Origin of the sequence: Shewanella sp. 10N.286.51.B7, assembly GCF_002873615.1 — a bacterium.
GTDB lineage: Bacteria > Pseudomonadota > Gammaproteobacteria > Enterobacterales > Shewanellaceae > Shewanella > Shewanella electrodiphila.
This window is the reverse complement of the sequence record NZ_MCUF01000027.1, coordinates 24,781-46,529: the sequence shown is the minus strand read 5'-3', so window position 1 is coordinate 46,529 and position 21,749 is coordinate 24,781. Positions and strand designations below refer to the sequence as shown.

At 39.4% G+C, this 21,749-nt stretch carries 14 protein-coding genes; 13 read left to right on the top strand and 1 reads right to left on the bottom strand.

Features of this window, described 5'->3' with window-relative positions; translation table 11 throughout:
• Positions 1-27 precede the first annotated feature (27 nt).
• The 12 genes from glgB (at position 28) to BCU84_RS07775 (ending at position 17,941) form a co-directional block, all read left to right on the top strand.
• On the top strand, positions 28-2,256 hold the full coding sequence (gene glgB / locus BCU84_RS07830) for a 1,4-alpha-glucan branching protein GlgB (protein WP_102527529.1): 2,229 nt from the start codon (positions 28-30) through the stop codon (positions 2,254-2,256).
• A 2-nt stretch (positions 2,257-2,258) separates the two neighbouring features.
• On the top strand, positions 2,259-4,457 hold the full coding sequence (gene glgX, locus BCU84_RS07825; RefSeq protein WP_102527528.1) for a glycogen debranching protein GlgX: 2,199 nt from the start codon (positions 2,259-2,261) through the stop codon (positions 4,455-4,457).
• A gap of 90 nt (positions 4,458-4,547) precedes the next feature.
• Complete coding sequence (locus BCU84_RS07820) at positions 4,548-7,145, top strand: glycogen/starch/alpha-glucan phosphorylase (RefSeq protein WP_102527527.1); 2,598 nt, start codon at positions 4,548-4,550, stop codon at positions 7,143-7,145.
• A 96-nt stretch (positions 7,146-7,241) separates the two neighbouring features.
• Complete coding sequence (glgC, locus tag BCU84_RS07815) at positions 7,242-8,504, top strand: glucose-1-phosphate adenylyltransferase (protein WP_102527526.1); 1,263 nt, start codon at positions 7,242-7,244, stop codon at positions 8,502-8,504.
• Positions 8,505-8,624: 120 nt separating this feature from the next.
• On the top strand, positions 8,625-10,349 hold the full coding sequence (locus BCU84_RS07810) for a glycogen/starch synthase (RefSeq protein ID WP_102527540.1): 1,725 nt from the start codon (positions 8,625-8,627) through the stop codon (positions 10,347-10,349).
• A gap of 279 nt (positions 10,350-10,628) precedes the next feature.
• Complete coding sequence (locus tag BCU84_RS07805) at positions 10,629-12,107, top strand: hypothetical protein (protein ID WP_102527525.1); 1,479 nt, start codon at positions 10,629-10,631, stop codon at positions 12,105-12,107.
• Between the two features lie 376 nt (positions 12,108-12,483).
• Entirely contained in the window at positions 12,484-13,431 is a 948-nt protein-coding gene (locus BCU84_RS07800) for a hypothetical protein (RefSeq protein ID WP_102527524.1), read from the top strand.
• A 372-nt stretch (positions 13,432-13,803) separates the two neighbouring features.
• A complete protein-coding gene (locus BCU84_RS07795; protein ID WP_102527523.1) occupies positions 13,804-14,706 on the top strand; it encodes a hypothetical protein in 903 nt (300 codons plus the stop codon).
• A gap of 55 nt (positions 14,707-14,761) precedes the next feature.
• Positions 14,762-15,238 (top strand): hypothetical protein, encoded by a 477-nt coding sequence (locus BCU84_RS07790; protein WP_102527522.1) that lies wholly within the window; start codon positions 14,762-14,764, stop codon positions 15,236-15,238.
• 112 nt (positions 15,239-15,350) lie between these two features.
• Positions 15,351-16,148, top strand: coding sequence for a hypothetical protein (locus tag BCU84_RS07785; RefSeq protein ID WP_102527521.1), 798 nt, complete (start codon positions 15,351-15,353; stop codon positions 16,146-16,148).
• Between the two features lie 446 nt (positions 16,149-16,594).
• Complete coding sequence (locus tag BCU84_RS07780) at positions 16,595-17,200, top strand: hypothetical protein (protein WP_102527520.1); 606 nt, start codon at positions 16,595-16,597, stop codon at positions 17,198-17,200.
• Positions 17,201-17,227: 27 nt separating this feature from the next.
• Positions 17,228-17,941, top strand: a complete 714-nt coding sequence (locus tag BCU84_RS07775; RefSeq protein ID WP_102527519.1) for a hypothetical protein — start codon at positions 17,228-17,230, stop codon at positions 17,939-17,941.
• A 287-nt stretch (positions 17,942-18,228) separates the two neighbouring features.
• On the opposite strand, the gene pabB is transcribed toward BCU84_RS07775, so the two are convergent.
• The gene (pabB, locus tag BCU84_RS07770; RefSeq protein WP_102527518.1) at positions 18,229-19,707 is read right to left on the bottom strand and encodes an aminodeoxychorismate synthase component I; all 1,479 of its coding nucleotides are present in this window, start codon (positions 19,705-19,707) and stop codon (positions 18,229-18,231) included.
• A gap of 181 nt (positions 19,708-19,888) precedes the next feature.
• Between pabB and BCU84_RS07765 the strand changes: the two genes are divergently transcribed.
• A complete protein-coding gene (locus BCU84_RS07765; protein ID WP_102527517.1) occupies positions 19,889-21,427 on the top strand; it encodes a fumarate hydratase in 1,539 nt (512 codons plus the stop codon).
• The last annotated feature ends 322 nt before the right edge of the window (positions 21,428-21,749 follow it).

Here is a 21,749-nt window from a genome sequence, read left to right as displayed (position 1 = left end):
ATTAACTTTTACATGGAGCAATAAACAATGACGACTAATGCCCCTTATTTTAATCATGGATCTGATATCGCAATTTTAAGCGGTGACTATACCGATGTGTTTTCACTCTTAGGTATGCATAAGGCTGAAAATGGTAAGTCATTATTGGTGCGTTCTTTCATTAAAGGCGCGATTGCCGTTGAAGTGATGAGTTTGAAAGACGGTAAAAAAGTGGCTGAACTTGCCCAGATAGACGATCAAGGTTTATTTGCCGGCGTGATGGGACGAAGGGTAAAGCCTTTTTTGTATAGCCTAAAAGTCACTTATCCAATGAGCGTTGAAACCATTATCGATCCTTATCAATTTAGCTCGCTGATAAACCCAGATGATGTGTATTTATTTGCTGAGGGAAAACAGCAAAAGAGTTATCAGTTGCTAGGTGCAAACTGGCGCCAAACGCAAGGCGTTGAAGGAGTACATTTTTGCGTCTGGGCGCCCAATGCTAAGCGAGTGTCTTTGGTTGGCGATGTTAATCACTGGGATGGCAGGCAGCATGTTATGCGTTTTCACCCAAGTAACGGTATATGGGAAATCTTTTTACCCCATGCCAGTGCTGGGCAATTTTATAAGTATCAAATTACCAATCAATATGGTGAACAGGTTGAAAAGGCGGATCCATACGCAGTACAAATGCAATCTGCACCAGGCAACTCTTCAGTTATTCCAGCAAAAAGTGATTATCAATGGAATGACAATCACTGGCTTACAAAGCGTGGCGATACACAATTACATCATGCACCAATGTCGACCTATGAAGTTCAACTAGCCTCGTGGAAACGTAAAGGTGAATGGGGTGATGAATATTTAAACTATCAAGACTTAATAGACCAACTCATACCTTATATTGAAGAAATGGGTTTTACCCATCTTCAATTGATGCCCATTAGTGAATACCCATTTGACGGTTCATGGGGATATCAGCCCGTAGGTTTGTACGCAGCGACTTATAGATTTGGTGATCCTGTAGGTTTGAAAGCCTTTATTGATGCCTGCCATGCCCGTGATATTGGTGTTTTGCTGGATTGGGTACCTGCACACTTTCCAAAAGATCCTCATGGTTTATCAAAGTTTGATGGTAGCTGCTTGTATGAACATGAAGATCCACGTCAAGGGGAACACCCTGATTGGGACACTTTGATTTACAACTATGGTCGCGGTGAAGTACAAAGTTTTTTGCTCAGTAACGCGTGTTATTGGTTAGAAGAGTTTCATTTCGACGGACTGCGTTTAGATGCCGTGTCATCGATGCTGTATTTAGATTACAGCCGAGATTCAGGGCAATGGTTACCTAATGAATATGGTGGTCGTGAAAACATTCAAGCCATCGAATTCTTGAAGCTATTGAATGAACGGATTTATGCATCCTATCCAGGCGTGACCATGATTGCTGAAGAGTCGACGGCGTGGCCTGGGGTAACTAACTCCACTGAAAATGGCGGCTTAGGCTTTGGGTTTAAATGGAACATGGGCTGGATGAATGACAGCTTAAGCTATTTAAAACGCGATCCCATTTATCGAAGTCATCACCATCATGAACTGACCTTTGCGCTGGTTTATGCATACACCGAGCAATTTATATTATCCGTCAGCCATGATGAAGTGGTACATGGTAAAGGCTCGCTGCTACACAAAATCCCAGGTGATGATTGGCAAAAATTTGCCACATTACGGGCATACTTTGGCTTAATGTGGGGCCAACCAGGTAAGAAGTTAATCTTTATGGGGTCTGAGTTTGCTCAACGTGATGAGTGGAACCATAACCAAAGTTTAGATTGGCATTTACTACAATATGCACCACATCAAGGCATGCAAGATTGGGTGAGGGATTTAAATAACCTCTATCTGCAATATCCTTGTATGTACGAATTAGATCATCAAACCACCGGCTTTCAATGGCTCGACTGTGATAACAGTCAACACAGTGTGTTTAGCTTTGTACGCTATGCAAAATCAACCGATGAACATTTAGTCTTCATCATTAATATGACCCCACAAGTCCATCATCATTTTCGTGTTGGATTACCACTTGAGCAAGATTATGTCGAAGTGCTTAACAGTGATAGTCATTGTTATGGTGGCAGTGATGTGACCAATAGTGTCATTGCTTACGATAAGGAAGCCTGGCAGGGAATGAAAGGCAGTGGTGTGATCACTGTGCCACCGTTAGCTTGTGTTGTGTTAGCCGTTAACTCAAATAATGTGCTGGATGAGGATTAGTCATGTCATATGCTAAATCTCAACAACTTTTAGAGAGTGTAGCAACTGGTAGCCCTTATCCATTGGGTTCATCTGTGGATGATAATGGGGTTAACTTTTCATTATTTTCAGCTCATGCAACCAAGGTGGTGCTTTGTATTTTCGACCAATATGGTTTGAATGAGCAACAGTTTGTCCTACCGCAAAAAACCAGACAAATTTGGCACGGTTATCTTGAAGGACTGACTGCAGGGACTTTATATGGCTATCGCGTTTACGGCCCTTACCAGCCGATGCTTGGACATCGATTTAACCACCATAAATTATTGCTCGACCCATATGCAAAACAACTGCTAGGTGAGCTTGAACCCAATGATGCCAATTACGGGTATGCACTAGACAGTAGCGAGTCCGACCTGTCTTTTTGCGATATTGATAACGCGAATTTTATGCCTAAATGTGTGGTGATAGACGATCGCGCATTAAAGCAAAAAACGATAAAGCGTCCAAACATTCCTTTAGAGCAAACCATTATTTATGAAACACATGTGAAAGGCTTTAGTGTCTTGAATCATGAGGTTGACGATGAAATTAAGGGAACCTTCGCAGGTCTTGCATCAAAAAACTCAATTCAATACCTATCTCAGCTCGGGGTTAATTGCATTGAACTATTACCTGTACAAAGTTTTTTCAATGAACCCTTCTTGATTGAAAAAAACCTAAGTAATTACTGGGGCTATAACAGTATTGGTTTTTTTGCACCCAATCCAAGTTATCTCAGTGGTGACAGTATCACTGAGTTTCGAGACATGGTGGATGCTTTCCATGAAGCGAATATCGAAGTCATTTTGGATGTAGTTTATAACCATACGGCAGAAGGTAATCGCCTAGGCCCAACGTTAAGCTTTCGCGGAATTGATAACGCCAGTTATTACCGCTTAGTGTCAAACGATCAGCGTTTATACATTAACGATACGGGTTGCGGAAATACGTTTAACTCCAATCATCCGCAAGTATTACAGCTGATCATGGACTCACTACGTTATTGGGTTGAGGTCATGGGAGTGGATGGCTTTAGATTTGATTTAGCCAGTTGCTTAGGTCGTGAAACCTATGGTTTTGACCCTGGGTGTGGTTTTTTTGATGCGATATCTCAAGATCCAGTGCTATGCCAAGTGAAACTGATTGCAGAACCCTGGGACATAGGTCCTGGAGGCTACCAATTGGGTAATTATCCTATTGCTTTCAGTGAATGGAACGATAGATATCGCGATACTATGAGACGATTTTGGCGTGGTGATAATGGCATGTTGCCTGAATTTGCTAGACGCTTTCATGGTTCTGGTGACTTTTTTGAACATCATGGCCGCAGTCCCTCAGCCAGTATTAATTTTATCACCAGCCATGATGGTTTTACTTTGCATGACGTGGTGAGTTATCAGCAACGTCATAATCTAGATAATGGCGAGGATAATCGTGATGGTCATCATGAAAACCTCAGCCATAACTATGGCGTAGAAGGGCAAACGGATGACGGTGATATTCTTCAAATTCGTTCACGTCAGCAGCGAAACCTTCTCACCACATTAATGCTATCCCAAGGCGTGCCAATGTTATTAAGTGGCGATGAAATGGGGCATAGCCAACAAGGTAACAATAATGCTTACTGCCAAGATAATCGTATTTGTTGGATTGATTGGCAAAATATCGATTGGCCATTGGTCGAGTTTACCGCCGAACTAATCAAATTACGTAAACGTTTCCCTGCCTTATGTCATCGCGAATTTATACATCAGCCAGAAGATCAAAATGACAATGGATTTATCTGGTATAGCCGACACGCCGAACCCATGGCCAAGCGTCAGTGGAGCGAGTTTGAAGCGCGCACATTAGCGGTGGTATTAACGTGCGAAACCTTACCGCCTTATCAACACCCTCAAGCCTTATTACTACTGCTTAATGCCGATGAGCAATCACAACAATTTGTTTTGCCGATTATTGAAGGTTTTAGCCAGTGGCAACCGTTAATCAACACGCAGCAACTTGCTAATAGTGATATTGAAAGCTTGTTGGCGAAAAACAAAGTCAAAGTCGCTGTTACAACCATAGATGATGGCGCATCAGAACAAGTTGTAGAACCGAGTTATGCATGCAGCTATCAACTGACCTTGTTAGGCAGAAGCTTAATGTTATTCCATGCATGTGAACAGCAAAACGAATAAACATCTATATAAATGAATTAACTCAAATTTTTATCAAATAAATTTCGAAATTAACATTTAAATTAAGCGGGTAATAAAGGAGTTTTATCGATGACTGTGACTAAAGGAAAAACGCCAGCAACAAATGTAGGCTCGGCGGACAATTTATCTGCTGTGAATAATGCCGAAGAAGTGAAACAAAAGCCTGTAGCTAAGACCAAAGCTAAAACGGCGAAACGCACCGCTAAAAAGCCAGTCGCCAACAAGAACACAGCTAATACAAAAGTCACTGATTGTGACCCATGCGATACCTTAGCTGCAACATTTGAACGCCAGTTTCATGGGGCATTGTGCCGCGATGAACAAGCCGTGAACGATATTTATAGTGCGCTTGCTTCAACAGTTAAATCGCAATTATTACCGCAATGGCGAGAAACTCGGTTAAAAGATAACCAGTATCAGCAAAAACAAATAGCCTACTTATCGTTAGAGTTCTTAATGGGACGTACCTTAGGCAATGCCTTACTCAGTTTAGATTTAACCCAAGAGACTAACGATGCATTAACGGATTATTCAGCCAATTTAGAAACCCTGCAAGAGGCGGAGTTAGATGCAGGTTTAGGTAACGGCGGTTTAGGGCGCTTAGCGGCATGCTTTTTAGACAGTTGTGCCAATTTAGATTTATCAGTTGTGGGCTACGGTATTCGTTATGAATATGGCATGTTCAAACAAAAATTGGTTGATGGTTATCAGGTAGAGCAACCTGATCGCTGGTTACGTGAAGGCAACCCATGGGAAGTGAGAATGGCAAACCATGCCATTACAGTGCCTTTTTTTGGTCATACAGAATCTTATGTCGATCCTGAAGGTCACCGGCACTATGTGTGGGTTGATACCCAAGATGTTCAGGCTGTTCCCCATGATATGCCAGTGCCAGGGTTTAAAAATGGCCGCATCAATACTTTGCGGTTATGGAAAGCTGAAGCCACTGATGACTTTGATTTAGCAGAGTTTAATGATGGTGATTATACCGAAGCGGTAGCCCGTAAAAACTTAGCCGAACAAATTACCATGGTGCTTTACCCCAACGATGCAAGTGAAAACGGTAAAGAGTTACGATTAAGGCAACAATACTTTTTATCATCAGCCAGTCTGCAAGATATTTTACAACGCTACATTACAGTATTCGGCCAAGACTTTAGCCGCTTTAGTGAACTAAACGTCATGCAGCTTAATGATACCCATCCTAGTATTGCAGTCCCTGAGATGATGCGCCTATTGATGGATAATTATGGCTTAGCTTGGGATCAAGCATGGGACATCACTTCAAAAAGCGTTGCTTATACCAATCACACTTTATTACCTGAAGCACTTGAACGCTGGCCAGTGCGTATGTTGAAAAACATGCTGCCGCGGATTTTAGACATAATTTACGAAATCAATGCGCGCTATCTTGAAGAAGTCGCGCATCAATGGCCTGGTGATAACCATAAACTTGCCAGTATGTCGATTATTGAAGAAGGACCAGAGCCTCATGTGCGAATGGCTTATTTAGCGATTGTGGCAAGCTTTTCGGTGAATGGGGTTGCTGGTCTGCATACTGATTTACTGAAAAAAGGTTTGTTTAAAGACTTTTATCAATTGTGGCCACAAAAGTTTAATAACAAAACCAACGGCGTAACGCCAAGACGCTGGCTTGCTCACTGTAATCCTAGGCTAGCTGATTTATTAAATCGCCGTTTAGGTGAGCAATGGGTGACGGATTTAACTCAGTTGACAGCGCTAAATGCGTTCACTGATGACAAAGCGTTTATGAAACAGTGGCAACAAGTGAAATTCGACAACAAGGTCGATTTAGCCAAGTTAGTCCTTGAAGAATGCAATGTGTCGTTTGATCCTGCAATGATGTTTGATGTGCAGGTAAAAAGGATCCATGAGTACAAAAGACAGTTATTAAATATTCTGCATGTCATCCATTTATACCAACGTATTGTAGCGGGTGATACCGAAGGCCTACAGCCTCGTTGTGTGCTTATTGGTGGTAAAGCTGCTCCTGGTTACGCCATGGCCAAGCAAATTATCAAATTAGCCAACAATGTCGCGCATATGGTGAATTCAGATCCCGTCGTTACGCCTTATCTGCGTTTTGCTTTCTTGCCAAATTACAACGTTAGCGCTATGGAAAAAATATGTCCTGGTACCGATTTATCTGAGCAAATTTCAACAGCAGGTAAAGAAGCGTCAGGTACTGGCAACATGAAATTTATGATGAACGGTGCGATGACCATTGGCACATTAGATGGCGCCAATATCGAGATGCTTGAAGAAGTAGGGGAAGAAAACTTTTTCCTCTTTGGTCTTAATGCAGACCAGGTCAGCCAACTTAAAACAAACTATAACCCTCAACAATTTATTCAACAATCGACCGCTCTACAGCAAGTATTAACCATGCTGAAAAGTGGTCATTTCAATTTAGTGGAACCGGGCATTTTCGACAGCATTATTCATGCTATTGAAGATCCTTTTGATCAATGGATGATCGCAGCAGATTTCGAAGCTTATAAAGTCGCTCAAGACCAAGTGTCTAAAGCATATGCTGATCAACAGCATTGGACGCAAATGAGTATTCGAAATACTGCCGCAAGCGGACGTTTTTCAAGTGACAACACTATTAGTGCATATCGTGACGAAATTTGGCTAGCCAAATAATCATCAGATAGCTAAAGGGCTTGTTAGCTTGCTAGAAGTGCGTTTTCTACAAGTTGCAGCCCCTAACCAAAGTCGTACAGTTAGGAGTTAATATTTATGTCGAATGTTCGTTATATTAGTAATCTTACCCGCGATACCTATGCGCTTATTTTAGCTGGTGGACGAGGTTCTCGTTTACATGAGCTAACCGATTGGCGTGCAAAACCTGCCTTATATTTTGGTGGTAAATTCCGCATTATCGATTTTCCATTATCTAATTGCATTAACTCAGGCATTCGCCGAGTTGGGGTTGTTACCCAATACAAATCTCATTCTTTGATACGCCATGTCAGCCGTGGTTGGGGTCACTTTAAAAAAGAACTCGGTGAGTCGGTAGAGATATTACCTGCATCACAGCAAACCTCAGGAAATTGGTATGAAGGCACCGCCGATGCAGTGTTTCAAAATATCGATATCATTCGCCATGAAATACCTAAATACGTGATGATTTTATCTGGCGACCATGTCTATCGTATGGATTATGCAGGTTTACTTGCAGCCCATGCTGAATCTGGTGCTGACATGACAGTATGTTGCCTAGAAACCCCAATTCCAGAAGCGGCAGGCTCATTTGGTGTGATGGAAGTGGATGAAGATAAAAGAGTGATTGGTTTTGAAGAAAAACCAGAGCTGCCTAAATCGATTCCGGGTAACGAAGAGTTCTGTTTAGCCTCAATGGGCAACTATGTATTCAATACTAAATTCTTGTTTGACCAACTGCGAAAAGATGCTGACAACGCGAATTCTGACCGAGATTTTGGCAAAGACATTATTCCAGCCATCATTAAAGAAGCCAATGTGTTTGCATTTCCGTTTACCAGTGCAGTACCAGACGAGCCAGCGTATTGGCGTGATGTAGGCACCTTAGATTCATTTTTCCAAGCTAACATGGAATTACTTTCGCCAACCCCAGCGTTAAACCTGTATGACGCCAAGTGGCCGATTTGGACTTATCAAGAACAATTGCCACCAGCAAAGTTTGTTTTTGATGATGACGACCGCCGCGGTATGGCAGTGGATTCTATTATCTCTGGTGGTTGTATTATTTCGGGCGCTAAAGTTAAACGCAGTGTGCTGTTTGATGAAGTCAGAGTTTGCTCTTATTCATTGGTTAAAGATTCAGTGTTGCTTCCAGATGTGGTGGTACTTAAAAACTGCAAAATTCAAAATGCGATTATTGATCGCGGCTGCGTAATACCTGAGGGCATGGAAATAGGTTACAGCCGCGAGCAAGACTTAGCCCGTGGTTTTAGAGTCTCTGAAAAAGGTATCACTTTAGTCACCCGTAAAATGCTCGGGCTGCCAGTAGGTTACGAGTAAATCTGACTCAATGAGCGGTTATGTCAATAAATAGCCGCTTGTTAGTTAGATATCGCTATCGACGTAATGAATTCCAAATTAAATATTGAAAAGGTAACCAGCAACGTGAAAAAAGTGTTGATGATCGCAGCAGAAAACGACGCAATAAAAGGGGCCAAAGTAGGTGGAATGGCTGATGTTATCCGTGACTTACCCCCAGCACTCGCTAAAGTAGATGTGTGTGTTGATGTGGCAATGCCTAATTATGGTTTCATTGCCAAAGACAACAATGCAGAGTTTATTGCTAAGGTCGTGGTAAAGTTTGGCGCCAATCTCGAAACAATCGATGTCTACAAAATGCCTGCGCCATTTTTAACAGCGACTGGCTTGCAAGATAAAAGCACGCAAGATACAAGCTCCCAAGGCAAAAGTATTGAGTTAACTAGCTCAGTTTATTTGTTTGATCATCATTTATTTAATAGCCCAGATAACCAAGTGTATACCGAAGGTGCTCCTGACCGTCCGTTTGCAGAAGATGCCACTAAGTTTGCCTTATTTAACTTAGTGGTAGCGCAAGCTTATATCGATGCAGTCATAGCCCCGGTTGATATCTTGCATATGCATGATTGGCATGCAGGAATGTTAGTGATGCTACGTGCCTTTGCATCTGAATATGCAGCGCTTAAAGCCTTACCTTGTGTGTTTTCTATTCATAATTTAGCCTTGCAGGGCATTCGTCCAATTCGAGAAGATGTGTCCTCGTTTACGGCATGGTTTCCTGAGTTAACGATGAAATTAACTCAAGCACAGAAAATCCAAATCAGTGACCCTCGTTATGCTCATTGTATTAACCCGATGAAAATGGGCATTGAACTCAGTGATAAGGTCCATTTGGTGTCGCCGACTTATGCCAATGAAGTATTAATGGCATCCGATCACCAAAACGGGTTTTTTGGCGGTGAAGGTTTAGAAGGCTCATTGCTTGATAAGCATCATCGAGGTGACGTAGTCGGTATACTTAATGGCTGTATTTATGAAACTCAGGCGACTCATGACCAAGTGTCCCATGACCAAGAGAGTAAAGTGTCTCAAGTAAGTAAAGTGTCGAAAGTCGCTAAATCTGTAAAGCCTGTTTCCAGCAAACAAATTGCACAAGTATTTGAACATTCTCAGCAAGCCGTTATTAAGTGGCTTGGTAAATCTGAGTATGTAAAAGCAGTCGATCAAATTGCTTTAACACGCTTACAAATGCTGATGGCAAAACAATCAAAGCCTAGTGTAGCCTGTGATTTTTTAATGACATCAGTAGGGCGTTTAACCGATCAAAAAGTGTTATTGCTAAGGCAAGCCAACGGTAATTCAGGTTCTATTTTACAATCTGTTTTACAGCGACTAAAACAAGCTAAACCTAAAGCAATATTTATCCTTTTGGGCAGTGGCGATAAACAAATTGCCGCAGAGTTTCAAAAAGTCGCTGCAAACAACGATAACTTTGTGTTTCTTAACGGTTACGATGACAGTTTATCAACCAGCCTATATCAATACGGTGAGCTGTTTATGATGCCAAGCAGTTTTGAGCCTTGTGGAATAAGCCAATTATTAGCCATGAAACACGGCCAAGTGTGTATTGCCCATGGCGTCGGTGGCCTAAGAGACACGATTGCAGATAAATATAATGGCTGGTTATTTGAAGGCAATAATTTACAACACCAAGCCCAGCAATTGCTATTAGTACTCGAGCAAGCGTTAACCATGCACAATGACAATCCAGATGAGTATTTGGCCATGAGACAATCTGCCAGTGAAGTTCGATTTACTTGGCACAAAGTCGCGCAAGAGTATTTAGAAAAGCTTTACTCTAGTTAAGGTTAATTATCTAAAGGTTTGATAAACAAAGCTCGCACATATAACAATCTGCGAGCTTTGTATCTTGAGCACATGGCTGTTAGTCATTGATATTAATCCTAGTCAATCTATCTTCTTCCTAATCAAACTTAATCAGTAAAGACTTAAAACCTACCTAAAAGAGCTATCGAATCTTTAATGTAAATCCATTAAGCTATTGAAAATTAGTTTTATTAAAGTGTTATCTTCTAGGAAGATGCTAATCCGAAATCAAGTGATTTTTAGATTATGGTGGGTTGAATGGCAAAGTTTAGTTTTCATAAAGAAGTATGGTTATTAAAAGATCCACAATGGCTGTCCGATAGGGCGCTTGCTTGGGAGCCCATAGAATTTCAGTTGCTATGTGACGGTGTTAACAAAAATAGAATATCCGCAATGAAACGATATTTCATTAAAGGAGAATGGACTGAAGGTTCTGAATATGCCCCTTCACTTGAGACTAGAATGAGGTGGTGCCCTACAATTTCAACATCTTATATTGATGAAATGGCCAGTGAAGCCACGACACAATATGGAACAAAATACCTCAGGGAAACATTAGTTAAATCAGTAATGAAAGTAGTGCCTGAAGAGTTTATGCCTTTTGATGATTGGCATCGTCGTTTAACTCTGTTCCAGTGGGTGACCAATGATGAAGTTGAATATACAGATAAGCTAATAGAATACAATTCCTTTCAAGTTAGAGCATTTCCTCTTGAAGCGAGCAAAAAAAATGATTTCTCTATGTCTTTTATTAGGCATGCCAATAATTGGTTAAGTATGTGTGGTAGTAATCAATATCAAGGATTCTTGATTTTACTGCCTTTTTGGTTCTCTTCGCTGCATCATATGGATAAGTCGGCTTTTGAGCGTAAACAAAACCTCAAGTCAATAAGTCAGCTGTTTCTTTATATAAGGCACTTTATACCCCAGCACGCATGCCACGCAGCATCCCAAGCAAAAAAAGAGTTTGTCACTGAATTTTTAAAGTGTGTTGAAAAGTATGGCTTCACTTTGGAAAGAATGGCTGAGTTATGGGAAGCAGCTCTTGAAGATAAAGAAGATGAATGGGTCGATAAAAGATTAACAAAAGAATTTTCACTAACTTTAGATAATACAGAATCCGAATATAAACGTGCATTCTTTAGCACTTTTATATCTAATTTTGATGAAGGTGAAGATCCAATTTCTCATATTTTTTATCAATTAAAGAAAAATGAGTTCTGTCTGCATGAATATGTTCCTAAAGAAGTTAAGTTAGTCAATTTAGAGAGTATGCTATCAAAAGAGTTTAAGTCGGAAGTCGGACAGGGTGATGCTTACCATTACAGATTTGAAATGTCATCTAAATATATAGGCACTGATAGATCAATCTTGTTTTTGAATGTATTTATTTTAAATAAATCTCGTAGGGTTATAATTTCGGAAAGCTCGAGAGTTAGGAATGGTTTATGTAAATCTAGAGTGTTTAATGCAAATAGACTGTTTTTATTAGATTCATTGAGAACGGAAAGTAATCTTAATTTTGCCAGGTATCTTAACTATTCAAGGAGTGACGAGCCCAAATCAATACTCCCAGCCCCTGAAGATTACTTGTCATATCTTAAGCTAAAGATAATCCCCTTTATTGATAGTAATTATAGTATTTTTTTACACGGAGTATATGGCTTACTTCATGGTGTAGATGACCAGTTCAAATTAGTTGATGGCCTTAGCTACTCAGATTTTATCACTGAGTAATATCACGGCCATATATGGATATTATTGCCAGCTTCGTACATATCAATATAACGGCGGACTGACAACCAATGAATCAGAACGATTGTTCTGGTCAAACTATAAGATCGTGGCCAATATGAGTTGACCACAACACATCATCAAGCAATTTCTGCTGCCGTTTTTGGCCATAAATCGATTTTTGTTTAATCTAAGAAAAATGAGTGAAATTAGCATAATTACTTCCGATATTTCGAATGTTGAAGTGGTAGTTGATATTAATGAAAACAATTGCTGGGTTGTATTTTTTAAAATAGGTTTCATGATAAATACTGTCAAAAAATATTGTTGAGAATGACTTGTTAGATGACATGAAAGAGATAGTGGAGGAGATTTTATCATGAGAAAAGATACAACAACCGTTGAATGGATCGCTCAACGAGAGGCTATTTGGGAACATGAAATTAGCCCTCGTTTTTCTGATTATTTTGTTGAGAAATTTACTAAAAAGCAGCTGTCTGATTTTAAGAGATATTATATAAAGGGCAAAGCGCCCAAATGGGACAGAAATGATAAAGATAACCCTGTGCCTTTGGTTATCCGTTTATGGCTAGATCCTGATTCGTCGCTCGATAATTGGCTTAGCATTAGGGATGTTGTTTTTGATGGTCATGAAGATATGTATGATCTTCGGTATGAATTAAACTACTTTGCCGCATTATTTCGCCAAGCGAATGCAGATATAGATTTTAATGATTATGATAACGAAAATGGTTTTTTTATGGGGTTGGAGAAAAGGTTAGTCAACTTTTATTTTGAGCACCTAGGTGATGGACGGTATTTTAGGGCACCTAATATTGAAGTGGATAAATATGCGTTAGTTGGGCTGCCATATAAGTTTGGAGGTATGTACAGTTGGTTAACTAAAGCAAGAATCATTAATAAAAATAAGCTGAGTCAGTTTGCTGTTAAATATTGGGCCAAAGCGCTGACCTGGTCAAATGAAGAAGCTTTTGGTAAAGACATACTATATTCTAACAAATCTCATATATTGGAGCTTTTCTATTATGTCGAAAACTTTGAGTTCTTAGATGAAGATCTAGATATTCGGAGGGTGTTTTTGAGCCAACTTAAGCAGGCTATGAGTAATGATGACTTACCGGAGTTTATCAAGCATTGGTGGCAACTGGCACAAAAGGCTGCGTCATTAGAGGAGTTAATGATAGAAGCTGACCCCTTTTTTACAGAAATTCCATTACCTGAACCCATAGTTGAAAAAAGTTTAAAGCAAAAACTACTTGAGAAACGAAGTGCTGTTAAGAAAAAAAGGCGCGGGAAATTAGTTTAAAAATAACGTTACCCTTTATTTAACAACATGGCCTCCATGATTAATGTCTTTCTGACAGTTACGCTTTTATTAGATGAGCCAATAAGCTTGATAAACATCATCAAGCAAATTCAGCTGCCATTTTTGCCATAAATCGATTTTTGTTTAATGTAAATTAGAATGAGTGACTTAGGATAATAATTTACGACATTTCAAATATTAAAGCGGTTGTCAATATTACTGAAAACAATTTCTGGGTTGTATTTTTAAAATAGGTGTCATGATAAATTTGTATGTTATCAGCAAGCTTATTTTTATTGGATATTAAATAGGCTAGATTAATTAACATCTTTAGCGCGCGATAAAACCTGTCAACAAGGAGTGACCAACAGCATGTTAATAGAACAACTCGTAGATTTATTAGATAAAACGCCATGGCAGCTGGATAATCCAACCTGGGTAAAACAGCGCAAAAAAGACTGGGCCGAACTGAGCAAAACATTACGTGACATGGGGTCTTTTTTGCCAAAAGATGTCCGTTACTATAAAAGTTATTATTTAACAGGTGAATTACCTGAGATAAAAGATCAATTAAAAGACCTGCCTGAACATGCAAATTGTACTATTTTGTTACTCTTACATCCTTTGCAAACAGAGGAAAATATAACCGAGCTATATTTTACATTTTGTCAATTGAGAAAAGATGCAAAAAACCAACAACAAACAGCCTATTTGGACGACCGTTACGATGATAAAAATTTCTTTTTTCATTGGATATTAGCCGAGCAAAACGTTTACTTTAAAGGGAATTCACAAGGAGTGGTTCATGGTCTAGAAGAGGTGTATTGCCGCTTGTTATATGGCACTACAGAACAACAATGGCAGGAGTTTACAAGAGGACATAAAGGCGCGTTTGGTGCTTTTTGTAGTGCTAATATTAAACTCTTACTTAATCCTGATGCTTATGTTAGTTACCATTATCAATATTTAGTCGATTTTTCTTTTTATATGGCACCACAGCTAGATTATACTTTTGGTCGTACACCCATAGATAATAACCAATTCTTACAGCTCATCCAATATTATGAATTACTGGATCCCTTTAAAGGCATTGATGAAGAACGTTATAAAAGGGCTTGGAAATTAGTAAATTTAACCCGCGAGAAACTCAATACCACTGAATTACCTGAGCCTCTGCAGCAAATGTGGGATTTTGCCCAAACGCCAGAGGGTAAAGAGGCAACGTATTCTTCTTTCCCTAAAAAATACCCAATATTAACTGTGTTGACGGAATAGCAAAAACCAGAATAAATAGCCTCGGATTTAGATAAACATTTATAAGGACATACCGATGGAAATGTACGCACAGTTAATCGTTAAAACTGAAACGAGTGTTTGGCAACAGATTAAAGAGATTGTTGAAGATACAGCAGAGCTTGAGACTAGTTCATTAAAATCAGGTTTTGGTCAGCTTTATATTATGGGCTCATCTGATTTACCTGATGATATTGATGAGATGCTGCAAGCTATCAGTAAGGTTACCCAAAACCCAGTTTTAGTTTGGTTAGACGGCGACGAAGAGCCCGAACCTGAGTTGATATCCCTAGTGGCAGGTAACATCAACCGCAACACCCTAAGCTCATCTTATTTTGAGTACTTAGAAGAAGCGGATGAAGATGAATTAGATAGTCATGACCTAAGCGCATTAAAGCTTGGTGCCCGCGGGTATTTTGAAAAACACTATCAAGACTGGATTGCACCATATACAGGTCAATTTAATGATGCTGATTTTAAAGAGAAATTAGAAGATGTCGTTGATATGTGTTAATTATTTTCTAAATGGTTGACAGGTATATATAAAATTGTCTAAAAGCGTATCTGCTTGATGGGATAGATGACGAGACAATAAACGAGTTAATTACTGCAAGTGAGGAGTTTTAATGAGTGATTGGAAGTGTGACGACAAAGAGTGGATGAAGCAGCGTAAAAAAGAGTGGCCGCAGTATCGGACTAATATTTCTGAGGCTTTGGTTGAGGTTACAGACTTATCTAAAGAAGAATTAAACAGTTTAAAAAGCTACTTTCTCACCGGTGATAACAATGCGCTTGAAACACTTTATAAACTTCGGAGTGGTTTACTTCTTGAGCTCTGGCTACACCCAAGTGAAAACACGGACACATTAAAGCAAGTGTTTCATCGCCATTGTGAAGAAAAAAAAAGCTATTCAGATATGCCTGCTTATAGGGTGAATGATAGAAACACTTTTTATAGAATTGCTAAGCATAGGCATAATGTCCCTTATAAAGGGGTTAGTCGGTTAAATGGTCGGGAGTGGGTAATCGATCAAGTTTTTATGCCTCAGACCTTAGAGGAGTATATTGAGCTTGAAGGTGAAAGCGAGCGAGAGTTCCATGTTAGAAAGTTTTGTATGGATCCTTGCTATGATTGGGGGGACTTTCTGACTAGAAAAGAACGTTTCGATACCGATATCTGTGTGAATAAGATAGATATATGGAAATCTGCAGTTAAGTTAAGTTTTGAACAATATAAAAATGAAAAGGGGTTCGTGTGGTTTATTGAAGATCTTGATACTTTTTTAGCTTCAACAGGTGAAAAACATCCCAAACAGATTAAGTTAGCGCAAGATATTATTGATGCCATCAATGACCCTGAAATGCCTCAAGCGTTAAGGGATCGAGTTGAAGAAATTAGAACCAGTCAATATTCAACCGAGTAACATAACGAAAATAAATAATATGCAGGTTATGACAACATTGGCGAAGATTAAATAACATGGCCCCCACGCTAATGTCTTTCAGGCAGTTACGCTTTTATTAGATGAGCCAATAAGCTTGATAAACATCGTCAAGCAAATTCTGCTGCCATTTTTTCGATAAATCGATTTTGTTTAATGTTAATTAGAATGAGTGTATTAGGCCAGAATTCAGATGATAACTTACAATATTTCAGATATTAAAGCGGTAATAGATATTACTGAAAACAATTGCTGGGTTGTATTTTTAAAATAGATGTCATGTTTAAATTAACCTTTTTCTAAAAGGGATTTAATGGCATTTTTAATTAATATTACTCCTTAATCAAATAGATTAATGAAAGACTTATTTAGATAATAACTTGCTGGAAGGTATGTAAGACTTAATTAACGCCGTGGAGTAGTAGAACATGTATTGGAAAGTGGAAGATAAAAAATGGATGAAGGCTCGTAAGGTATTATGGGCTGAGTTAAAAAAATGCCTATTAGAGCACCAATACTCTAAAAAAGAAGTTAAATATATGGAGCCCTATTTTCTAAAGGGAATACGTAAACAAGAAGATATTGCATGGGCAGAACCTGTACCGCTTATCTACTGTTTAGCGTGGCACCCATCAGATGATATTAACGTTTGGTTTGCAGAGTTTCAGCGCATCAAATCTGAAGCCCGCTGTGAAGAATCAATGCTGGGCAGTATCAGTACTAGCTATTTATTAATTAAAAATAGAAGTCGATTGTTGACGCCATTAAATGCGACTGAAAATGTAAAGTCACTTTTTTTACAGCGTGAGCAACTACTTTATCAGTTTTTATTCTTAAATCAGCAATTTCTCGATGACGCTTATGTTAAGCAGGCAGAACAATGGCAGCTTGAAGCACTTCGGCCGTTAAATAGTGGTGCATTATTCTCTATCGATAAGTTGGCGGCAATTATAAAAAAGGATAAAGATGGTGAATCATTCCAGCCATATTTTAATGCTTTCTCTATTCAACATCTTTGTAACTTAAGTCAATAGCTCTCTACAGAAATGTATAGAAGACAAATGCGATGGGATGATTCTGAAGAAATACTGGGTCGGATGCTGGCGACTAGCCTGCAGTTTTACCAGCAACGGCAGCAATATTCTGCGGCGTTTCAAACAATCGCAGAGCTTTGGTTTAAGCAACTTGATTCCGAAGAGATTGCCCCAGAATGGAAAACCATTTGGGCGAATGTCAGGGCGGGTAAGTATCTGACAGACGATGAATACTTTTCAAAAGATAAAACTGAAGAAGTGGATATTGAAAACAATAAGACTAATGTCGAGGATGAACTTAATCAGCTACTACTTGATGGTACAAATAGAACTGAAATCATAGCGTGTTTAGCTGACCATTTTGAAGCTGAAACGATTGAGTTATTTGACATTAATGATTTAGATAATATTCGCTCACCTTATATAGGTTTTATTGACCCCTTAGAGCAGTTAGTTAAGTTACGTGGTGAGCATGATAGTGTTAGCTACCAAGATGAAGTCAAAGATGGCGTATTAACGATTAGTTTAAATGAGAAAGTGGTAGGAGATATTAATTTGGATGAGGTTTTTAGTAATGAAACTGCAGATTACTTTCAGCAGATTATAGATTTGGCTATGGAGTGGTTTCCGAATCAAGCATTGCTATCGGTTGAAGAGGGGTCAACTTCCTTGTTTATCTTACCGAGTAATATATTTAAGCTGCTAAAAGAAAATGGAATTGAGTCAGATTTACTCAACTAATCATAAAGTAACCCATAGAAAATTATAAAAATATTCTAATAAATAATGGCCAGCTAACTGTTCTTTCTCTTTAAATGTTCTTGTTGAAAACTACGCAGTTAGAGAGCCTTTAATTAGATTAGAAGAATCGTTTTATTGCCTATCTTGTAACTGTGTAAAATAAGGCTTAATTATCTTTGATATTTTCACGGCTTTCAATTTTATGTTAAATCAAGGTCCGCAAATTAATGTTTGGCTGGCCTTGTATTAATATGAGTTGATTGAGAATAATCGATGATTTTAAGATGTTATTGATTAACTTGCTCAAGCACTGGCAAAATTTTACTGACCTTATCAAAGGTTTCTTGATACTCAGCATCCACATCGGAATCAGCTACAATACCGCCGCCAGCCCAGCAATAGATTGTATTGTTTTCGGTGACTAATGTGCGGATGGTGATGCTCGTGTCCATATGACCATCTTGGCTGATATAACCAATACTCCCGCAATAGATATTTCGTCTTGATGGCTCTAACTCTTCGATAATTTCCATCGCGCGGATTTTAGGTGCGCCAGTAATTGAACCACCAGGGAAGGCCGCTTTTAATAAATCAACAGCATCATATTGAGGGGCAAGAGTGGCTTCCACTGTACTGACTAAATGATGCACTGCAGGGAAACTTTCAATATCAAATAGCTTTGGCACGTTCACAGAACCAGCAGTAGCCACTTTACTGATGTCATTACGCAGTAAATCCACAATCATTACATTCTCGGCGCGATCTTTCTCTGATGCTTTAAGCTTAGCGGCATTAGCATCATCTTCTTGCGGCGTCTTACCGCGCGGTAACGTGCCTTTGATAGGTTTTGTAGAGACTTTATCGTCAGTCAGCTGGATAAACCGCTCAGGGGATATTGATAAAATACAATGATCTTTTAAACGTATAAAACCTGAAAAAGGGGCTTTGTTGGCATCTGATAAAGCGCAATAAGCTTGCCACTCACAACCTTCATAGCTGGCATTAAATCGCTGAGTTAAGTTGATTTGATAGCAATCACCTTGATGTAAATAGGTTTGAACTTGCTCAAATCTTTGCTGATATTGCGCTTTTGTGGTTTGGTTTTGCCAAGTCGAGGTGAGTTTAAATACATTGTTTGGATGAGATTGCTTACTGGTATTTTGTGCTTCGTCTAGTTTAGCTTCATTGAGTTTAACTATATTTAGTTTTGCTTCAAATTTTTTCACCTCAAGCTTTAGTGCTTCCTCGCCAAGATAATGCGTGGCATACCAGCATTTTTCTTGATGGCTAAATAATAAAGAAAAGTCATAAAAACCGACATTAACATCAGGTAGTTGAATATCTTTCATGGCTTGTTGGGGCAAGTTTTCAATGACTCGGCCTAAATCATAGTTAAAACTACCCACTGAGCCGCCACTAAATGGCAACTTACAATCAAACTGGGTTGGATAAAGTTTGCTTTGCATTGCTTGCAGTGTTTCAAAAACATTAGCAGTGGCAGTTGGAGTAATAGTAGCTGAGGAGTTGATATCAGATTGAGTTTGTCTTGTAGGTACTATTGAACAGTCGATGCTTGACCCATCACTGACAAGGGTGGCAATTGGGCTAAACACTATGATGTCAAAATTGGCATCTTGATGTAGGGTTTGAGTTGAATCCAATAACATTGCCCAGGGTTGATCGCTCACCACGCTGAAAACTGTGTGGGTGTCTAATGCCCAATTTAGCTTTGTTATAGCAAGAGAGTCTTGGCTCAACTGTCCCATTAATACACCTATTTAAAATGTCATGTAGCCCAAAAAGGCTGGAAAGAGTATCATATTGTCCCTGAAAGGATTAATAGCTAATTGAATGCTTTTTTAACTCTATGGTTAAATTCAATTTTAACACCGCATTCATATAAAAATAAAACAAGTTATGCCTCAATGGCTGCTGGAGCGCCCCTATATGTCTACAAATTCTTCTGCTAGTGTTGTGATTAAGCAAGCTGATTTCATCGAAAGCATTGCTGATTCTCTGCAGTATATCTCGTATTATCACCCAAAAGATTTCGTTGACGCGATGGCGAAAGCCTACGATCGCGAAGAAAGTGCAGCTGCAAAAGATGCAATCGCACAAATCTTGATTAATTCTCGTATGTCAGCTGAAGGCAAACGTCCTTTATGCCAAGACACAGGTATTGTGACCACTTTCGTTAAAATTGGTATGGCAGTTCAGTGGGATAAAACCGACATGACTGTACAAGAAATGGTTGATCAAGGCGTACGCCAAGCTTACCTGAATCCAGACAACCCTTTACGTGCATCTATTGTGGCTGACCCTGCTGGCACACGTAAAAACACTCGTGATAACACGCCTTCTGTAGTACATATTGATATGGTGCCTGGCGATCACATTGAAGTGATGATTGCTGCTAAAGGCGGCGGATCAGAAAACAAATCTAAAATGGTCATGTTAAATCCGTCAGATGACATTGCAGCTTGGGTTGAAAAAACCTTACCGACAATGGGTGCGGGTTGGTGTCCACCAGGAATGCTAGGTATAGGCATTGGCGGCACTGCTGAAAAAGCCGCTGTGTTAGCAAAAGAGTCGTTAATGGATCCTGTTGATATCCATGAGCTAATGGAACGCGGCGCAGAAACTACCGAAGAAAAGCTACGTTTAGATATTTTTGAACGTGCTAACAGCACAGGTATTGGTGCACAAGGTTTAGGCGGATTAACGACAGTTTTAGATATTAAAGTTAAGTCTGTACCGACTCACGCGGCATCTAAACCTGTTGTAATGATCCCTAACTGCGCAGCGACTCGTCACGTTCACTTCCATTTAGATGGCACAGGCCCTGCAGATTTAAGCCCACCATCATTAGCTGATTGGCCTGAGATCACTCGTGAAGCGGGTGAGAACACTCACAGAGTCGATTTAGATAACGTCACCCAAGCTGAAATTGAAACCTGGAAGAGTGGTGATACCTTATTGCTAAACGGCAAAATGCTAACAGGTCGCGACGCAGCGCATAAACGTATTCAAACTCTCATCGAATCTGGAGAAGGTTTACCTGAAGGTGTCGACTTTACCGGTAAGTTTATTTACTACGTTGGCCCAGTCGATCCAGTAGGTAACGAAGTCGTTGGCCCAGCAGGCCCTACAACAGCAACCCGTATGGACAAGTTCACTGATCTTATGCTCGAAAAAACAGGGTTAATGGGCATGATTGGTAAATCAGAGCGTGGACCACAGACTGTTGAGTCAATTAAGAAACACAAAGCGGTTTACTTAATGGCTGTGGGCGGCGCAGCTTACCTTGTATCAAAAGCAATCAAAAAGTCGCGCGTTGTCGCATTTGAAGATTTAGGTATGGAAGCGATTTACGAATTTGATGTGCAAGATATGCCGGTTACTGTAGCCGTTGATACTCAGGGTATTAATGCTCATGAAACGGGTCCTGCAATTTGGAAAGTGAATATTGCTAACGCTAAAAGCTAGTGTTGATATTTGACTAGCTTAATTAAGTGCTTATATGGAAACATATATAAATGCTGTCATACGTGCTTATATAGCTGCTTAAACACTCAAATTGTTTAAAAAATCACGCTCAGAAATAGATAGATTCATTTTTTTGAACCCCTCTATTGCCTGAGCGTTTTTGTTTGGGTAATGTGCTTAGCAGTATTTTTTAAACAGAGTCATTTCAGTTCACTAACTGACTGCTAACTTCACCTCATAAAACTGTGATGATGCTAGCCATAATTGATTTATTTAGAAATTGAATGTGATTGATATCAACAACAAAAAATAACAAGAGAAC